This is a genomic window from Atopobium sp. oral taxon 416, from assembly GCF_018128285.1.
In the GTDB taxonomy this organism is placed as follows: domain Bacteria; phylum Actinomycetota; class Coriobacteriia; order Coriobacteriales; family Atopobiaceae; genus Olsenella_L.
The window spans coordinates 199,071-215,059 of sequence record NZ_CP072380.1; the positions used below are offsets into that span (position 1 = coordinate 199,071).

Below are 15,989 nucleotides of genomic sequence, written 5' to 3' on the forward strand. Positions count from 1 at the left end.
CATGAGCCTTAAAGGAGAGAAAATCGCGTGCTTTGGAGATTCAACCACCTGGGGTGATAACGGAATCGGCACCGGTGGCAACCAGATCTCCTGGACGACGCAGATCAAGCCGCTTGTGAAAGCCTCTGAGGTTACCAACCTCGGCGTCAAAGGTTCCCGCATGGGTATCAAGGCGGACAGAACGGATAGTTTCGTCGAGCGCTGGCAGAGGGGCATCGACCTCTCCGGTGATGTGATCGTCGTCTTCGGTGGTGTCAACGACTTTGAGCGTGCGGTCCCGCTGGGCAAGATGGGATCTGAGGATCCGCATACCTTCTACGGGGCGGTGAATACATTGGTGACCGGCATCGTCGGACGTTACCCCGAAGCGCAGGTTGTATTCCTGACTCCGTGCAAATCAGGTGGTGTTGTCCGCAAGGGACTCCCTCCCTTCTACCAGAAGAATGAGGTAGGGGAGTACGAGGAAGCTTATGCTGACACTGTGCTCGAAGTCTGCGCACACTACGCAGTGCCGACCATTGACCTCTTCCGCACCAGCGGCATCTCGCCCCTGATTCCTGAGCAGCAGAAGCTCTACATGCCAGATGGGCTGCACTACTCCTGTGCCGGATACGGCAGGCTTGCACACCGCATTGCTGCGGGACTCAACGCGCTCACTTACTTTGAGGACTAGCTGAGAGTAATATACCTATATTAGAAAGAGCCGGGTACGTGCATGCGTACTCGGTCTTTGCTGTCTGTCTCCTAAATGATAGTGCGGACGTTGGGTACCTCAAACCTTCTCTGCGATACGGCGGACCAAAGCGAGTTTGTTCCACTGATCTTCTTCGGTGAGGACATGGCCCCCTCGGTAGAGGAGAAACCACATTGGGTGGGAAGGTGCAGCTGCTCTAAAGGCAGATGCTGCTCCACCTCATGGATCCGTTCGATCACTGCATTTTCGCCCTCCAACTTCCCGTCTTTAGAGGTGATGAGGCCGAAGACGACGGTGTGGTGATGCTCGGCAGCCTCTGCCAGTGTGAATCCCCCGGCACGGTCGGTGTCGTATTCTAAGAAGAATCCGTCATAGTTCAGCTGGAAGGGATAGGGTGCGACCGGGTCGTAGCCGCCGGAGCTGAATCAGGTGCCGCGGAAGTTGCTGCGACACACGTGTGTCGCGGTTGTCATGTCCTTTGGTTTTGCTTCAAGCGCAGCGTCGATCAGATTGACACAGCTTGCTTTCAGAGCGTCGAAATCGATGCCGGAGTGTCAGCAGGCTGTGCGTTTCTGCTTGTCGCAGAGCTCTCCTCCAGGTGGCGTCATCAGATTGCAGATAGCAGCATCCGAAGTCATAGAAGGCTTTCGCGTGTCGATGAGCGGGGACGATATCACGCAGGAGATCCGCTTCGGATTGGTAGCGCTCAATCGGCTCGTAAGTTGCCTTGCTGCGTGCGCGGGGGATCAGGTGCAGCATTGTAGGTGAGGGGACCGTTCGTTTTGTGGGGTAACCATCCGCAATTGTCTGCAAGTGCGGGAAGGCACCGGGGAAGGGATGGTCCGAAGTCGACCTTGCCAGTGAAGGTGAGCTGGGTCCCTTAGGCTTCAGCTCCCTTGAACTCGACAGACCAGTTCTTCGTGTCGATACGTTCGACGCCCTCGAGTGCCTCACGGAAGTTCAGCTGCCACATCGCGCGGCGGAATTCTCCGTCAGTGACGGTGTGAAGGCCCGCTTTCTTTTCCTTGCTGACAAGTTCGGTAATTCACTCATCCTCCACCTTGATGAGTTCTTTACAGCTGAGCTTTTCTGCTGCAAAACTGCCCGTGCCTGTTTCAGGCGCTGGGGACGTAGAAAGCCGCCGACAGTATCAAAAGTATGAGATGGCTCTTGGAGTTTCATGAGGTCGTGCCCTTTCGCTGTGGGTTTGTTCGATCCCAAAGTGTGACACGAACCTAAGTTTAAAGATACTATCTATATGCTATGTCTAGATATAGCTTGAGGCTATAGCAAAGGGTGAGACCTCTATCACAGTATGGATTTTCAGGCCAGCCTTACTGCAGGGAGAGCCTTGGCGCTGTGACCCCACCGCCAGGCAGGACATAAAAATAGCGGGGAACACGTCCTCGCTATTCTCACTAGTATGAAACGCTGCAGGCGATACCTGAGTCTTTAACCTGTTTCGCAATCTTATCGAGTACATCTTTAGGTGCCTTTTCCAAACTGGGTGCCGGCGTGTCACGCGCAATGGTGTAGACCGTGACCCCGGAAGGCTTGATCTCTTTGAGGGCCTCAAGCCAGGGCCGAACGAATCTTTGGGAGGTGTTATCGAAGTTTCGTCCGTTGTAGGTACCCCGCAGAAAGATCGTCTGGATGATTGCATGCCCATTAAAGGAAGCAAAGGTCTGGATCTGATGATGGATATCGTAGGCCACCTGTGGGCGGTCGAGCATCCTGATGTATTGGGGATCGACGGTGTCGAGCTTCAGGATATTGTCGTCCACCTTCAGCAATGCTCTGTGCACCTCAGGCCTTCCGGCGCAGGTACCGTTGGAGAGCACCGCTATCTTAGCTGAGGGGGCATACGCATCTCTGAGCTTGATTGCGGCATCGACCGCCTCCGGAAAGATGGGGCTTTCAGTCGGTTCTCCGTTGCCGGCAAAGGTCAGGACATCCGGAGTGATGTTCTGACCTTTGAGGTCTTTGAGTTTCTGCTCCAAGGCCTGTCTAAATTCATCGAGGTCAACATAGGTGTCGTCCGTTTTGCGCGACTCGTTAAACCCGTTTTCGCAGTAGATGCAGTCAAAGGTGCAGATTTTCCCTGTTGAGGGCATCAGGTTCAATCCGAGTGAGATGCCTAAACGGCGGCTGTGGACCGGGCCGAAGACAGGGCTGTCATTAAGAAACGTACTCATAGTTCCTTCCTGTATTGGTTGGGCAACAGTATCGAGCGCAACGCTCGCCTCTTCGTTGCTATAAACTTACACACTAGGCTACTTATCGGTAGAAGCGCAGAGAGTTCCCAGAGTTGTTACTTCAGCTTTAGAAGCGCTCTGTCACACGTAATGTCCGCATGCCAGCATAGAGGTGAGCTATGTCAGAACTGCTCAAAGTTGTCGAGGTAACAGATTCCACAAACGACGATGTGGCAGAGCTTGGCCGCCGTGGTGCTCCCCACGGCGCCGCTGTCGCCGCACACCGACAGCGGCGGGGCAGAGGACGGCGTGGCCACACCTGGGTCTCTCCCGCAGGCGGCCTCTACCTCTCGGTCCTGCTGCGCCCGCAGGTTTCCCCAACCTACTGGAGTGTGTTGCCTTTAGTGGCCGGGACGTTCGTGCTGCAAGAGCTTGGGTGTCTTTCAGCACAGAACTTAGCGCTTAAGTGGCCCAACGATCTGGTGATCGTGCCTGAAGGTGCCGATCCGCAGAAACTGGCGGGCATCCTCGTGGAACGTAAGCAGGATACGCATGGCCAGGATTATGCCGTCGTCGGTATCGGCATCAACCTCACCCATCCTGACCACGAGATCATTCGGCCTGAGCTGGTGCACGACGGGCAGGCGCATCCCTTATCCACCGGCTATCTCGAAGATTGTTTGGCCCACTCAGCAGATGTATCTGATCTCGAGGTATTTGATCAGCTGGCAGAGCGGGTACGCAGCGCAATTGTGGCCGGCTGTGACCGGTGGGTGCATGCGCTTACTGTAGATGCAGGCGTGGATCCCCTCGAGCCCCTCAAAAATATATATGAGGAGCATCTCTATCTGATACACCGGAAAGTGAGGGTGTACATTCCCGACAATAAGGTAGCTGAAACCGGTCAGTTTTTAGGGGTCGATGGATGGGGAAAAGCGCGGATACAGCGAGGCGACGGTACCTATCTGGCGCTGCTGCCCGAGCAAGGATCGCTGCGGAGTAGCACATAAAATATTTACCATACGTTTGAATGTGGAGCGTCTGTGTAAATACCGAGGAAGCAATATATCGTATACGGTGCATGTATTGCCCCCGAAGATTATTTAGTTAGACTAAATAAATGAAAATTTAAGAAGATGAGTGAGCACTTCTTTGGATGACTCACGCGTGTCAGGTGAGGCTTAAATGAGCAAGAGCATCGGGAGACATGCACAGGTGGTTATGCCGGCAAGCATTCCTGAGAGCGCTGACTCGACTGAGGAAAAGCATGTCGACGTAAGCGACGAGGCGGCTTTTATCGCCGAGATATCCCGCCTGCTCTCCCGTACCTATGACGTAATCGACAGCCTCGAAGACATTGTGCGTAAGTCGCATGGCATCGACCTCACGGTAAGTGAGCTGAACACGATCGAAATCGTGGGCCACACCGTGCTCCACGACAAAGGGGAGATGAGTGTCTCACAGCTCGCTGATTGCTTGCACGTGACTGCGCCGAGCGCTACTGCGGCAGTCAACCGTCTCGTGCGTAAGGGCTATCTGGCAAAACAGAGAAACAGAGAGGATGCCCGGCGCATCAATATCGTCCTGACGCGGGCAGGTGAGCGCGTCTTTCGTCTGCATGCAATATTCAATCGGCGGATGGAAGAGGAAGTCTCGCGGGGATTAACGCCTGACGAGCGTACAATGCTGCTCAAGGGTATAGCACGCCTCGAGCACTTCTACACCACGGTTCAGCAGGCAGAGGAAGAGCGCCTGAAGACCTCCAAATACGAGGGGAAGCGGTAGCGTGAGTTATACGATTATAGGAACAGGCTCCGCACTTCCCCAACGCGTCGTATCAAACGATGAGCTTTCCACCTTCTTGGATACCTCCGATGAATGGATCCGCACGCGCACCGGTATTGTCACGCGACACGTAGCGGCCACCGAGACCCTCGATGAGCTCGCGGAGGCGGCGTGCAAGCGCGCTTTGGAATCTGTCGGGGTCACGATCGACACAATCGACCTGATCGTGTGCTCAACTACCTCTGCCGACCATCTGATGCCGGCGGAGGCTTGCGCAATCGCCGAGCGCTTAGGCGCCCACGGCCCCGCCTTCGATGTCAGTGCAGCCTGCTCAGGCTTTGTATATGCGCTCGATGTCGCCGACGGTTACTTTGCGCGGGGACGTGCCAAGCGTGCGTTGATCGTCTCTGCGGAGAAGATGACGCGGATCATGGACTGGACCGACCGCTCCACCTGCGTACTTTTCGGAGACGGTGCGGGCGCCGTTGTCGCGCAGGCACAAGGGGAAAGCCCCCTGTGGACACGTCTCACGTGTGATCCCAATGTCGCCGCCCTGGAGGTTCCGGGTGTGGCAGGCAACTGCCCTTTTGATCAGGGCCGTGTGGATGCCCGACCCAGCGTGCTCTCTATGAAGGGGCCCTCCGTCTTCCATTTTGCGGTCAGCCACGTGGCGCGTGAGCTTCAGTGCATGGAACAGGAAACTGGCATCCCTTTAGATCAGATCGACCACTTTATTTTCCATCAGGCCAATGAGCGGATTCTCGACGCAATCGCAAAGAAGCTCTCCATCCCCAATGAGAAGATTGCCCATACGATTGCCGAAACCGGGAACATCTCAAGCGCCTGTATTCCGTATGCACTTGATCAACTCAATCGAGCCGGAAAGCTCAAGACAGGGGAGCTTATCGTGCTCGTCGGTTTCGGGGCCGGGCTCGATATCGGTTCGACACTTATCCGCTGGAAGACAAGCTAGAGGCCTCCGGTGTCAAGTGATAGTAGGTAAATCGCGCCCAGGAAGGGTAGGGCGCCGTCTAAAGGAGAACAAACCATGGCAGAAGAATCAACATTCGATCGCATCGTCAGCATCCTGAAGGATCAGGAGGGCCTCGACAACGTCGACCTTAAGCCGGACACCAAGCTCTCTGAGGTTGGCCTGGACTCCATGTCAACCGTTGAGGCAGTTATGGCGTGCGAGGACGAGTTCGGCATCGAGATCGACCCTGAGGCTAATCCTCAGACCGTTCAGGAGTTCGTCGACCTCGTAGACGAGCAGCTGAAGGACAAGGACAAGGACTAAGCCTCAGTAGTTTTAGGACGGGAAAAGCTTAAGGATTGCGCGACTATGATCAAAACTCCTCTGTGTGACCTTCTAGGGATAGAAAAACCCATTTTTCAAGGCGGAATGGCATGGATCGCTGACGCGGGGCTTGCCAGCGCGGTATCGAATGCGGGTGGCCTCGGCATTATCTCCGCAATGAACGCGAATGCGGACTGGCTGCGAGGACAAATCTGTGAGTGCAAGCGGCAGACCGACAAGCCGTTCGGCGTCAACATTATGCTTCAGAGCCCGTTTGCCGATGGGGTGGCGAAGGTCGTCGTCGAGGAGAAGGTTCCAGTGGTCGTCACCGGAGCCGGCAATCCGGCAAAGTACATGAAGGATTGGGAGGCCGCGGATATCAAGGTGATCCCGGTTGTCTCCTCCGTCGCACTTGCGCGGCTCCTGCAGCGGGTAGGGGCCTGCGCGGTTGTGGCGGAAGGTGGCGAGTCCGGCGGTCACATCGGCGATGTCTCGACGATAGTGCTGGTGCCGCAGGTCGTTGACGCCCTGAAGATTCCGGTCATCGCCGCTGGCGGTATCGCGGATGGCAGACAGGTTGCCGCCGCCTTGATGCTCGGCGCCGTAGGCGTCCAGGTCGGCACACGCTTCCTCGTCGCCAAAGAGTGTAGTGTCTCTAAGGAGTACAAGAAACGTATCCTCAAGGCCAACGACCTCTCGACGATCGTCACGGGCCGCTCAATGAACGGCGCGGTCCGCTGTCTCAAGACCCCGTTCTCCCAGCGCTTCCTGAAGGCAGAGAGAGAGGGCGCGAAGCCGGAAGAGCTAGCCCGGATGGGCGCAGGATCTCTGCGCAAAGCCGCGGTGGACGGCAACTACCAGGACGGCAGCTTCATGGCAGGTGAGGTTGCGGGCATGGTGAAGAAGGAGCAGACCGCACAGGAGATCGTCGATGATCTGATGAACGGCGCTGAAGCCTGCCTGAAGGGGGCTTCCAGATGGCTCGCATAGCATTTCTGTTTGCGGGGCAGGGATCCCAGAAGCCGGGCATGGGCAAAGCGCTCTATGACTCGAGCACGGCGGCGCATGACTTGTTTGACAAGGTAGAGGCAGTGCGCCCCGGTACGATCCACCAGTGTTTCGAGGGGACGGCCGAAGAGCTCAAGCAGACGATCAACACGCAGCCCTGCGTCTTCACGACCGATCTTGCCTGCGCCTATGCGGTGCAGGAGAGAGGGATTGTCCCTGAGACCGTCGCAGGACACTCCCTAGGTGAGATCGCTGCGGATACTTTCTCCGGCATCTTCACGCTTGAGGAGGGCGTCTCCTTTGTTATGGAGCGCGCCCGCCTGATGCAGCAGTGCTCAGAGGAGCATCCCGGTGCGATGCGCGCGGTGCTTAAGCTCAATGCTCAGCAGGTCGAGGAGCTTGCCCGTGAGGCAGGCGATGAGGCGTGGCCGGTCAACTACAACAGCCCCCAGCAGACTGTTGTAGCGGGGTCAGCTGAGGCCTGCAAGAAGCTCGATCAGCTCGTGAAGGAAACCGGGGGCAGAAGCCTTCCGCTGAAGGTCTCCGGTGCTTTCCACAGCCCCTATATGAGTGAGGCAACGGCCGGGCTCAAGGCATACCTGAAAGACCATGCCCCGCACAGCCCCAAGATCGAGACCTACGCCAACTACACCGGCGAGAGCTATGACACCGATCCTGAGGTTATCGCTCACACCGTGGCCAACCAGGTCTCCCACCCCGTGAAGTGGACCGGTGAGCTCCATGCGATCCGTGACGCCGGCATCGATACCTTTATCGAGGTCGGTCCGGGGCACACCTTAACGGGACTCGTAAAGCGGACACTCAAGGATGTCGCGACTTACAACGTGGAGACTGTGGAGCAACTGGATCAGGTTGTGGCAGCGCTGAGGGGGGACGAATAGTGGCAGATCAGGCAACAGGGACCCTTGAGCGGGACGCCTCAAGACGTGTTGCGCTCGTGACCGGTGGCTCCCGCGGTATCGGCAGAGCCTGTGCGCGCTCACTTGCCCGTGAGGGTTTTGATATCGCAATCATCTATGCCGGCAATAGAGAAGCTGCGGCAGACTGTGTGCAGGAACTTAGCAAGCTCGGCGCTACCGCGAAGGCCTATCAGTGTGATGTCGCGAATTCCGCTCAGGTCAACGACACCGTCAAAGCAATCATCGCAGATTTCGGTCCGGTCTGGGCCCTCGTTAACGATGCAGGTATCAACCGTGATGGCCTCTTGGCACGCATGAAGGACGAGGACTTTGACGCGGTTATCGACGTGAACCTCAAAGGTGCCTTCAATATGATCCGAGCGCTGAGTAGGAACTTTGTCCGCCTGCGCGGTGGCCGCATCATCTCGATCAGCTCCGTAGTCGGACTCTCCGGCAATGCCGGCCAGGCTAATTATGCCGCTTCAAAAGCCGGTTTGATCGGCTTGACCAAAGCGGTGGCCAAAGAGTTGGGCCACCGCGGTGTGACGGTCAATACGGTCGCTCCGGGCTTCATTAAGACGGATATGACGGACAAGCTGCCCGAGAAGACCGTCAAAGCGTACCAGGCTCAGATTCCCATGAATAGACTGGGAAGCGTCGACGAGGTGGGAGACGTTGTGGCGTTCCTCGTATCGGATGCCGCCAGCTATATCACCGGCGAAGTCATCCGCGTAGACGGTGGACTGAGCATGTAGCAGCACTCGTGCAAACAGCCAAACTATTCAGGTTTTGGAGGGGATATACAGGATGAAGCGCAGGGTAGTCATCACCGGTATGGGGGCAATCACCCCTGTAGGTCTTACGGCTCCCGAAACATGGAAGTCGCTGGTGGCAGGAAAGGTCGGTATCGGCGAGATCAAATCGTTTGACACGACTGATTTCCGCGTAAAGGTCGCGGCAGAAGTCAAAGGATTTGATCCGGTTGCCGCACTGGGCCGTGTGGAAGCAAACCACAACGATCGCAATGTACAGTTCGCGATGGTCGCCTCTGATGAGGCAATGAAGGATTCTGGACTCTCAGCGCCGGGCGCGATCGAGCCTGAACGCTTGGGCGTCTATGTAGGCTCCGGTGTCGGCGGCATTGGCACGACCGAGCAGCAGATGAAGCGCTTGATTGAGGATGGCCCCCGCAAGATTTCCCCGTTCTTTGTGTCGATGATGATCGCGAACATGGCAGCCGGCCAGGTTTCCATCCGCCACAAGGCAAAGGGCCCGACGCTTCCGGTCGTTACGGCCTGTGCAACGAGCACCAATGCGATCGGTGAAGCTTTCCGCGCAATCGGGGGCGGCTATGCTGACGCAATCCTCGCGGGTGGCACGGAAGCCGCTGTTGTTCCGGTGTCAATCGCGGGCTTCACGAATTGCCGTGCGCTCACGACCAACCCGGATCCGACTACGGCCTGCCGTCCGTTCGATAAGAACCGCAACGGGTTTGTTATGGGCGAAGGCGCCTGCATTCTGGTCCTTGAGGAACTCGAGCACGCTCGCAAGCGCGGCGCGCACATCGTGGCGGAGATCGCCGGCTACGGAAATACCGCAGATGCGTATCACATCACAAGCCCCGATCCGGATGCCGCCGGTATCACCCGCGCGATCAAACTCGCGGTTGAAGAAGCTGGCTTGGATCCGAAAGAGGGCCTCTACATCAATGCCCACGGCACTTCGACGAAGCTCAACGATTCCTCTGAGACCAAGGGCATCAAACAGGCACTTGGGGATGAGGCAGCGCATGCGGCACACGTTTCCTCGACTAAGTCGATGACCGGCCACATGCTCGGCGCCACCGGTGCGCTGGAGGCTATGGCTTGCGCCTGCGCGCTGAGGGACAGTGTGATCCCGCCGACCATGGGCCTCAAAGATTCTGATCCAGCATGCGATCTTGACTATACGCCAGGACAGTCAGTGAGCTTCGACGGACGCTGGGCGCTCTCCAATACCCTTGGATTCGGCGGCCACAATGCAGTCATAGCGCTGAAACGCTACGAGGAGGATTAATAGATGGATACCTCAATCGATAGACTCGATAAGATTGCGGCTATGATGCAACAGCGTGGCGTTGCGCGTGTCCGCATCGAAGAAGGGGATGCCTCCATCGAGTTGGAGGGACCCGGAGCATTTCCCGCTCCCGTAGCGCCTGCTGTACCTGTATCGACACAGCCTGTTGCTGCTGCAACGCCGGCAGGCGCTGCTCCGCAGGCTGCAACTGCAGCTCCGGCTGCCCCTGCGACCTCTGATGCGTCTCCGGACACGGGAGACGGCGAAGCGCCGCTTGATATGACCAAGGTTATCTCGGTGAAAGCCCCGATGGTCGGCATTTTCTATGCTGCACCCTCTCCGGGAGCTAAGCCCTTTGTACAGGTAGGCGACAAGGTCAAAAAGGGCGACGTCCTCTGCGTTATCGAAGCGATGAAAGAGATGAAGGAAGTCACCGCTCAAGCAGACGGCGAAGTCGTCGATATCTGCGTCTCAGACGGCGAGCTCGTTGAGTACGGTGCCGTTCTGATGAAGCTGTACTAGGGGGGAATGGTCGCGATGAACAAAAAGGAGCTTGAGACAATCCTCCCCCACCGTCCACCGATGCTTTTGCTCGATGATGCGACGGTCGAAGGGGATCACGCAATCGGTCATGTCACGATCACCGGTGAAGAGTTCTTTGTCCAGGGACATTTTCCGGGCAACCCGATTGTCCCCGGCGTCATCCAGTGCGAGATGCTCGCGCAGAACTGCTGCGTCCTACTTGCGGATGACCCCCACGCACACGATTCGATCCCGATGTATGCCGGGCTAGATACGGTGAGATTTAAGCACCCGATCCGTCCCGGTGACACGGTGACGCTCGACTGCACCCTGACCCGTTCCCACGGGATCTTCCATTTTGCCCATGGGGAAGCGCGCGTGGGTGACAACGTGTGCTGCACCGCTGATATGTCTTTTGCCTTGGTACCGAAGAAACAGGTCTAACGCTCATGTTCCAGAAGATATTGATTGCTAATCGTGGTGAAGTCGCGGTCCGTATCATCAGAGCCTGCAAGGAGATGGGGGTCAAGACAGTCGCCGTCTACTCAACAGCGGACGCTGAGGCGCTCCATGTGGCCCTTGCGGATGAGGCGTACTGCATCGGCGGCCCGAGACCTCAGGACAGCTACCTCAATATGAATGCCCTGATCACTGTTGCCCTTGAGGCGGGTGCCTCTGCGATCCATCCGGGCTACGGATTCCTCTCAGAGAACGCAGAGTTTGCCCGCGAATGCCAAGAGCACGGGCTGGTCTTCATCGGCCCGAGCCCTGAGGTGATGGAACTCATGGGCGACAAGGATGAGGCCCGCAAGACCGCAAAGAAGGTTGGCGTGCCGATTGTTCCAGGGTGTGAGCTGCTGAAGTCGCCTGAGGAAGCCGAACAGGAGGCGAAGCGCATCAGCTGTCCGGTTCTGATTAAAGCCCGCGCCGGCGGCGGTGGTCGCGGTATCCGTAAGGTTATGAAGCCCGAAGATGCCCCGGATGCCTTTGAGCAGGCGAGGGCGGAAGCCCAGTCTGCCTTCGGTGACGGTGAATGCTACATGGAGAAGTTCATCTCTCCAGCGCACCACATTGAGGTACAGATCTTAGCCGACAACTATGGCAACGTCTTTTCGCTGGGCGAGCGCGAGTGCTCGGTGCAGCGCAGAAACCAGAAGCTCCTGGAAGAGAGCTCGAGCCCTTGCCCGGAGCTGACTCCAGAGATCCGTGAGCACATGTATGAGTGTGCGCGCAATCTGGCTAAGGAGACTGGCTACTCCGGACTCGGCACCATCGAGTTCCTCTTCTCTGACAGCGGAGAGTTTTGGTTCATGGAGATGAACACGCGGCTGCAGGTTGAGCATCCGATCACGGAGTTTGTGACGGGTATCGATCTGGTGAAGTGGCAGATGAGAGTCGCCTCCGGCGTCAAGCTGGACACATGGAAGCAGGAAGATATCCACATCAGCGGCCATGCGATTGAGTGCCGTATCAATGCGGAGACTGCAGACTTTATGCCTTCGTGCGGCGAAATCACGATGTTGCACGTCCCGAATGGCCCTTGGGTCCGCTTCGATTCCGCTCTGTATGTCGGCTCTATCGTGCCACCCTACTACGATTCCCTGTTGGGGAAGCTCGTTGTCTACAGTCCCACCCGTGCCGAAGCCATCAGAAAGATGCGCTCTGCATTGGGTGAGCTCGTGATTGACGGCGTCGACTGCAACGCGGATCTGCAGCTCGATATCCTCTCGAATGAGGAGTTTTTGTCCGGGAACTACCATACGAATCTGATGGAGCATCTCTATGCGTGAGCGGCCAAATAGTACCAACGAACTGGAAGGTCCGATAACTGAGGTCCCGGTCGATATGCCTCAGCGCACCATGCTGGTGCGCTGCCCCCATTGCCGGCATGCGATCGACGCCCAGAAGCTCTCTGAGAACCTGGATGTGTGCCCCCGCTGCGGACAGCATATGCGTATCGGAGCGCGTCGGCGCATCGGGATCACAATCGACCAGGGAAGCCTCAAAGAGTGGGATGCGGATTTCACCACGGAGGATATCCTCCACTTCCCCGATTATCCCGATAAGCTTAAAGCTGCCCGGGAGCGTTCCGGAGGGGAGCGCGAAGGCGTCGTCACTGGTGAGGCGACGATCGTCGGGGAGCGTTGTGCCCTCTTTGTTATGAACGGCGACTTTATGATGGGGTCGATGGGAGCGGTTGTCGGTGAGAAGATCACCCGCTGCTTTGAGCGCGCGACGAAGGAGAAGCTTCCGGTTGTCGGCTTCACCGTCTCCGGCGGTGCCCGCATGCAGGAAGGCCTGACCTCCCTCATGCAGATGGCAAAGGTCTCCGACGCAGTGCGTGAGCACAGCGAAGCCGGCCTGCTCTACATCGCGGTCTTGACCGATCCTACCTCCGGCGGCGTCACTGCAAGTTTCGCGATGGAAGCAGACATCACATTGGCAGAGCCCAATGCCCTGGTGGCCTTTGCAGGACCGCGCATCGTCGAGCAGACCACGCACAAGCGCCTGCCGCAGGGGTTCCAGCGCTCTGAGTTTCAGTTGAAGCACGGCTTTGTCGATGCGATCATCGAACGCAAAGACCTTCCCCTGACCCTCGGTTATCTCCTGTACCTGCATGATGGAGAGGCCCTGGACTCCGACAAGGAGGCACCGAAGTGCTCGGCGGCCTTCCCGGATGAGCCACGTTGGCCGGCTCCGCGCCACCTGCAGGCACCGCTCAAAGAGGGCGCCTCTGCCTACGATAAGGTGAAGCGAGTCCGCGCCAATGACCGACCTTCGATCCCCACGATCGTGGAGCAGGTTTTCCAAGGCTTCTTTGAGCTGCACGGTGACCGTGAGTTCGGTGATGATCCGGCAATCGTCGGCGGCATCGGCCTTCTGGAGGGCAAACCGGTGGAGGTCATCTGCACTGACCGTGGGCGCGGTATCCGTGAGCGCCTCGAGCGCAACTATGGATCCCCTGAGCCTGAGGGCTACCGTAAAGCGCTGCGGCTTATGAAGCAGGCGGAGAAGTTTCACCGTCCGGTCGTCTACCTGATCGATACTTCGGGCGCCTACCCCGGTATGGAGGCAGAGGAGCGCGGCCAAGGTGCCGCAATCGCGGATAACCTGGTCGCAATGGGCGGCCTTAAGACCCCTGAGCTCGCCGTCATTATGGGCGAAGGCGGTTCCGGCGGTGCTTTGGGCCTCGCCGTGACGAACAAGGTTTTGATGCTTTCCGACGCGGTGTATTCGGTGGTCAGCCCTGAGGGTTGCTCCTCGATCCTGTGGAAGACCCCGAAGCGTGCGGATGAGGCGGCGGAAGCCTTGGGCATTACGGCAGACTTCCTGCAGCACATAGGCATCGTGGATGGGGTGATCGACGCGACGGGGTTAGGCACTCCGGAGTTCGCCGATACCTTCAGAGCGCGCATTGAAAGAGAACTGAGCGATCTGGAATCAATGGATTCTGATCAATTGATAGAGCAGCGTCACGATAAGTTTCGCGCTATCGGGAGGAACAGACAATAATGGGAGAGAAGAATGCATCGCCCGATGCAACTACGAGACGGGAAAACACGCCTGCTGAGGTGAATGCTGACGCACAAGTCACGCAGGGGACATCAGATAGACGTCCCATTGCGATTCTCTGTGACACTACAGCTCCACTGAGCAGAAAGGTGGCAGATGAGCTCGGCGTTACGTTGATACCGATGCACTATCTGGTCGATGGGGTTCGGCTCGCCGAGAACTATGAGGGGGAGAATGGGGACTACGATACCCTGTTCCGCAATGCCCGTATCCTCGGGACCGAAGCGGTCTATCAAAACGTCTTTGCGAAGCGCTTCTCGAAGCTTTTGGAGGCCGGATCTGACATCCTGTGCCTTACGATCAGCTCACGGCTCTCCGGAACCTATCGGAGCGCCCGGGCTGCGGAGGAGCAGCTGGTGCACGAGGGAGCCGAGGCTTCCCGCATGGCAATCGTGGATTCTTGGACCACCTCAGGTGGCTTGGAGTTCCTGGTCCGCCGCGCCCATGAGCGGGTTGAGCGGGGTGAGAGCCTCTCAGAGATCGCCGCAGGGCTGAAAGAGGACCGGAAAGACCAAGGCATCGTCTTTACCGTACCGGACATAGACGTGCTGCGTCGCAGCGGACGCTTAGGCGCGACCCGCGGGGCTGTGGTTGGTAAGCTCGACCGCTATCTGATCATGGCACTCAAAGAGGGCGGCATCGAGGACATCGATGTGGCGCACGGTATGCGCAGCACCGCCCGGGCGCTGGCCAAGCAGGTGCCCCATGAGCTTGCAAACAACGGATTGATTGTAACCGGGTACGGCGAGGCGACTGAGGTCAGCGACACATTGGTGAGCATCCTTCACCACCTGTATCCGGATGCCAACGTCGCCGTGCGCGACGGCAATCCGGTGGTGTCGCTGCACCTCGGCGTGGGTTCCATCTCACTGGCCTGGAGAGGCTATAAGAGCTGAGCGATATGCCTCTCTGCTCGAGAGGCATATCGGGCAAAGCATGAATTGTGGAGAGCTCGGCTGTGACATTAGAAGAAGCAGTCGAGCCCTTTTGCTGTAAAGATGCGCTGATAGTCTTTGAGATTCTCAGCTCTGAGAGGCTGCTGTCCCTCTAAGGCATAGTTGCGGTTGAGGAAATGGTATTTCTTCTCCCCAAGCTGGTGGAAGGGGAGGAGCTGTACCCGTGTAAAGTCAAGCTTCACCAGGAGATCAGAGAGACCCTGGGCATCCTCGAGGGTGGCGTTGAAGCCGGGAATGACCGGGATACGGGGCAGAATTGGGATCTGATGATCATGTGCCCAGCGCAGGTTCTTGAGGATCAGTTCATTCGTGACACCGGTTCCGACTCTGTGTTTGGCGGGGTCGTATTGTTTGACATCAAAGAGCAACAGGTCAAACTGTGGAGCCAGCTCGTGGAAGACCTCCTCGGGTGCATAGCCAATTGTCTCGATTGCGAGGTTGATTCCGTGTGCCTTGAGCGCCGCAAGCAGTTCCCGCAAAAAATCGGGTTGCGCCATCCCCTCGCCGCCGGAGATCGTGACGCCGCCGTGGCTCTCGTCGTAGAAGTCCTTATCCTGTAGGCAGACGTCGACCACCTCCTGTACGCTTTTCTTTTCCCCCTCGCTGGTCAGGGCACGGCCGGGGCAGCCTTTGATGCACTTGAGGCATCCGTCGCACTTTTTCTCATCGATATACACGTGGTTGTCCTCAAAGCGTACTGCCTGTACGGGACAGGTGTGGACACAGGTTCGGCAGTGCAGGCACTTCGATTCGTCGTAGAGCACCTCTACTTTGGAGAGCTGTGATTCAGGGTTTGCGCACCACCTACAGCGCAGCGGGCAGCCTTTCAGAAAGACCGTGGTGCGGATTCCTGGTCCATCGTGGATCGAAAACTTCTGGATGTTAAAGATGATGCCCTCAGTCATATACGTTCTCCTGATCGGTCTGTGAGTGGTTGCTGTATCCAGTATAGAGTATTACGAACGAAACAAAAGTAAACTTTAT

General features: G+C 57.4%; 17 protein-coding genes. 15 read left to right on the forward strand and 2 right to left on the reverse strand.

Translation table 11 applies throughout. The features are described from left to right. The first annotated feature begins 1 nt into the window (after position 1). The gene (locus tag J4859_RS00965) at positions 2-673 is read left to right on the forward strand and encodes an SGNH/GDSL hydrolase family protein (protein ID WP_249113705.1); all 672 of its coding nucleotides are present in this window, start codon (positions 2-4) and stop codon (positions 671-673) included. A 227-nt stretch (positions 674-900) separates the two neighbouring features. After that, complete coding sequence (locus J4859_RS15890) at positions 901-1,053, forward strand: hypothetical protein (protein WP_249113706.1); 153 nt, start codon at positions 901-903, stop codon at positions 1,051-1,053. A gap of 1,059 nt (positions 1,054-2,112) precedes the next feature. Here J4859_RS15890 and J4859_RS00975 read toward each other — a convergent pair. Continuing rightward, the gene (locus J4859_RS00975) at positions 2,113-2,889 is read right to left on the reverse strand and encodes a radical SAM protein (protein ID WP_212331903.1); all 777 of its coding nucleotides are present in this window, start codon (positions 2,887-2,889) and stop codon (positions 2,113-2,115) included. A gap of 179 nt (positions 2,890-3,068) precedes the next feature. Between J4859_RS00975 and J4859_RS00980 the strand changes: the two genes are divergently transcribed. From J4859_RS00980 to J4859_RS01040, 13 genes are all read left to right on the forward strand, one after another. Further along, positions 3,069-3,899: a biotin--[acetyl-CoA-carboxylase] ligase gene (locus J4859_RS00980; protein ID WP_212331905.1), complete on the forward strand. Its 831-nt coding sequence runs from the start codon at positions 3,069-3,071 to the stop codon at positions 3,897-3,899. Positions 3,900-4,074: 175 nt separating this feature from the next. Beyond that, on the forward strand, positions 4,075-4,674 hold the full coding sequence (locus J4859_RS00985) for a MarR family winged helix-turn-helix transcriptional regulator (RefSeq protein ID WP_212331907.1): 600 nt from the start codon (positions 4,075-4,077) through the stop codon (positions 4,672-4,674). A 1-nt stretch (position 4,675) separates the two neighbouring features. Further along, positions 4,676-5,647 carry a beta-ketoacyl-ACP synthase III gene (locus J4859_RS00990; protein ID WP_212331909.1) on the forward strand — a complete coding sequence of 324 codons (972 nt, stop codon included), beginning with the start codon at positions 4,676-4,678 and terminating at the stop codon, positions 5,645-5,647. 75 nt (positions 5,648-5,722) lie between these two features. Further along, the gene (locus tag J4859_RS00995) at positions 5,723-5,971 is read left to right on the forward strand and encodes an acyl carrier protein (RefSeq protein ID WP_212331911.1); all 249 of its coding nucleotides are present in this window, start codon (positions 5,723-5,725) and stop codon (positions 5,969-5,971) included. 45 nt (positions 5,972-6,016) lie between these two features. Further along, on the forward strand, positions 6,017-6,961 hold the full coding sequence (locus tag J4859_RS01000) for a nitronate monooxygenase (RefSeq protein ID WP_256436787.1): 945 nt from the start codon (positions 6,017-6,019) through the stop codon (positions 6,959-6,961). Further along, on the forward strand, positions 6,949-7,881 hold the full coding sequence (locus J4859_RS01005) for an ACP S-malonyltransferase (RefSeq protein ID WP_212331913.1): 933 nt from the start codon (positions 6,949-6,951) through the stop codon (positions 7,879-7,881). Before J4859_RS01000 ends, J4859_RS01005 begins: the two co-directional genes overlap by 13 nt. Then, positions 7,881-8,654 (forward strand): 3-oxoacyl-[acyl-carrier-protein] reductase, encoded by a 774-nt coding sequence (gene fabG / locus J4859_RS01010; RefSeq protein WP_212331915.1) that lies wholly within the window; start codon positions 7,881-7,883, stop codon positions 8,652-8,654. The genes J4859_RS01005 and fabG overlap by 1 nt, the downstream gene beginning before the upstream one ends. Positions 8,655-8,706: 52 nt before the next feature. Beyond that, entirely contained in the window at positions 8,707-9,954 is a 1,248-nt protein-coding gene (gene fabF / locus J4859_RS01015) for a beta-ketoacyl-ACP synthase II (RefSeq protein ID WP_212331917.1), read from the forward strand. A gap of 3 nt (positions 9,955-9,957) precedes the next feature. Further along, on the forward strand, positions 9,958-10,476 hold the full coding sequence (locus tag J4859_RS01020) for a biotin/lipoyl-containing protein (RefSeq protein ID WP_212331919.1): 519 nt from the start codon (positions 9,958-9,960) through the stop codon (positions 10,474-10,476). A 15-nt stretch (positions 10,477-10,491) separates the two neighbouring features. After that, complete coding sequence (locus J4859_RS01025; RefSeq protein ID WP_212331921.1) at positions 10,492-10,920, forward strand: 3-hydroxyacyl-ACP dehydratase FabZ family protein; 429 nt, start codon at positions 10,492-10,494, stop codon at positions 10,918-10,920. Between the two features lie 5 nt (positions 10,921-10,925). After that, positions 10,926-12,266, forward strand: coding sequence for an acetyl-CoA carboxylase biotin carboxylase subunit (gene accC / locus J4859_RS01030; protein ID WP_212331927.1), 1,341 nt, complete (start codon positions 10,926-10,928; stop codon positions 12,264-12,266). After that, the gene (accA, locus tag J4859_RS01035) at positions 12,259-13,989 is read left to right on the forward strand and encodes an acetyl-CoA carboxylase carboxyltransferase subunit alpha/beta (protein ID WP_212331929.1); all 1,731 of its coding nucleotides are present in this window, start codon (positions 12,259-12,261) and stop codon (positions 13,987-13,989) included. The genes accC and accA overlap by 8 nt, the downstream gene beginning before the upstream one ends. Continuing rightward, a complete protein-coding gene (locus J4859_RS01040) occupies positions 13,989-14,945 on the forward strand; it encodes a DegV family protein (RefSeq protein WP_212331932.1) in 957 nt (318 codons plus the stop codon). Before accA ends, J4859_RS01040 begins: the two co-directional genes overlap by 1 nt. A 68-nt stretch (positions 14,946-15,013) precedes the next feature. On the opposite strand, the gene J4859_RS01045 is transcribed toward J4859_RS01040, so the two are convergent. Then, positions 15,014-15,910, reverse strand: coding sequence for a glycyl-radical enzyme activating protein (locus J4859_RS01045; RefSeq protein ID WP_212331935.1), 897 nt, complete (start codon positions 15,908-15,910; stop codon positions 15,014-15,016). Positions 15,911-15,989 lie beyond the last annotated feature (79 nt).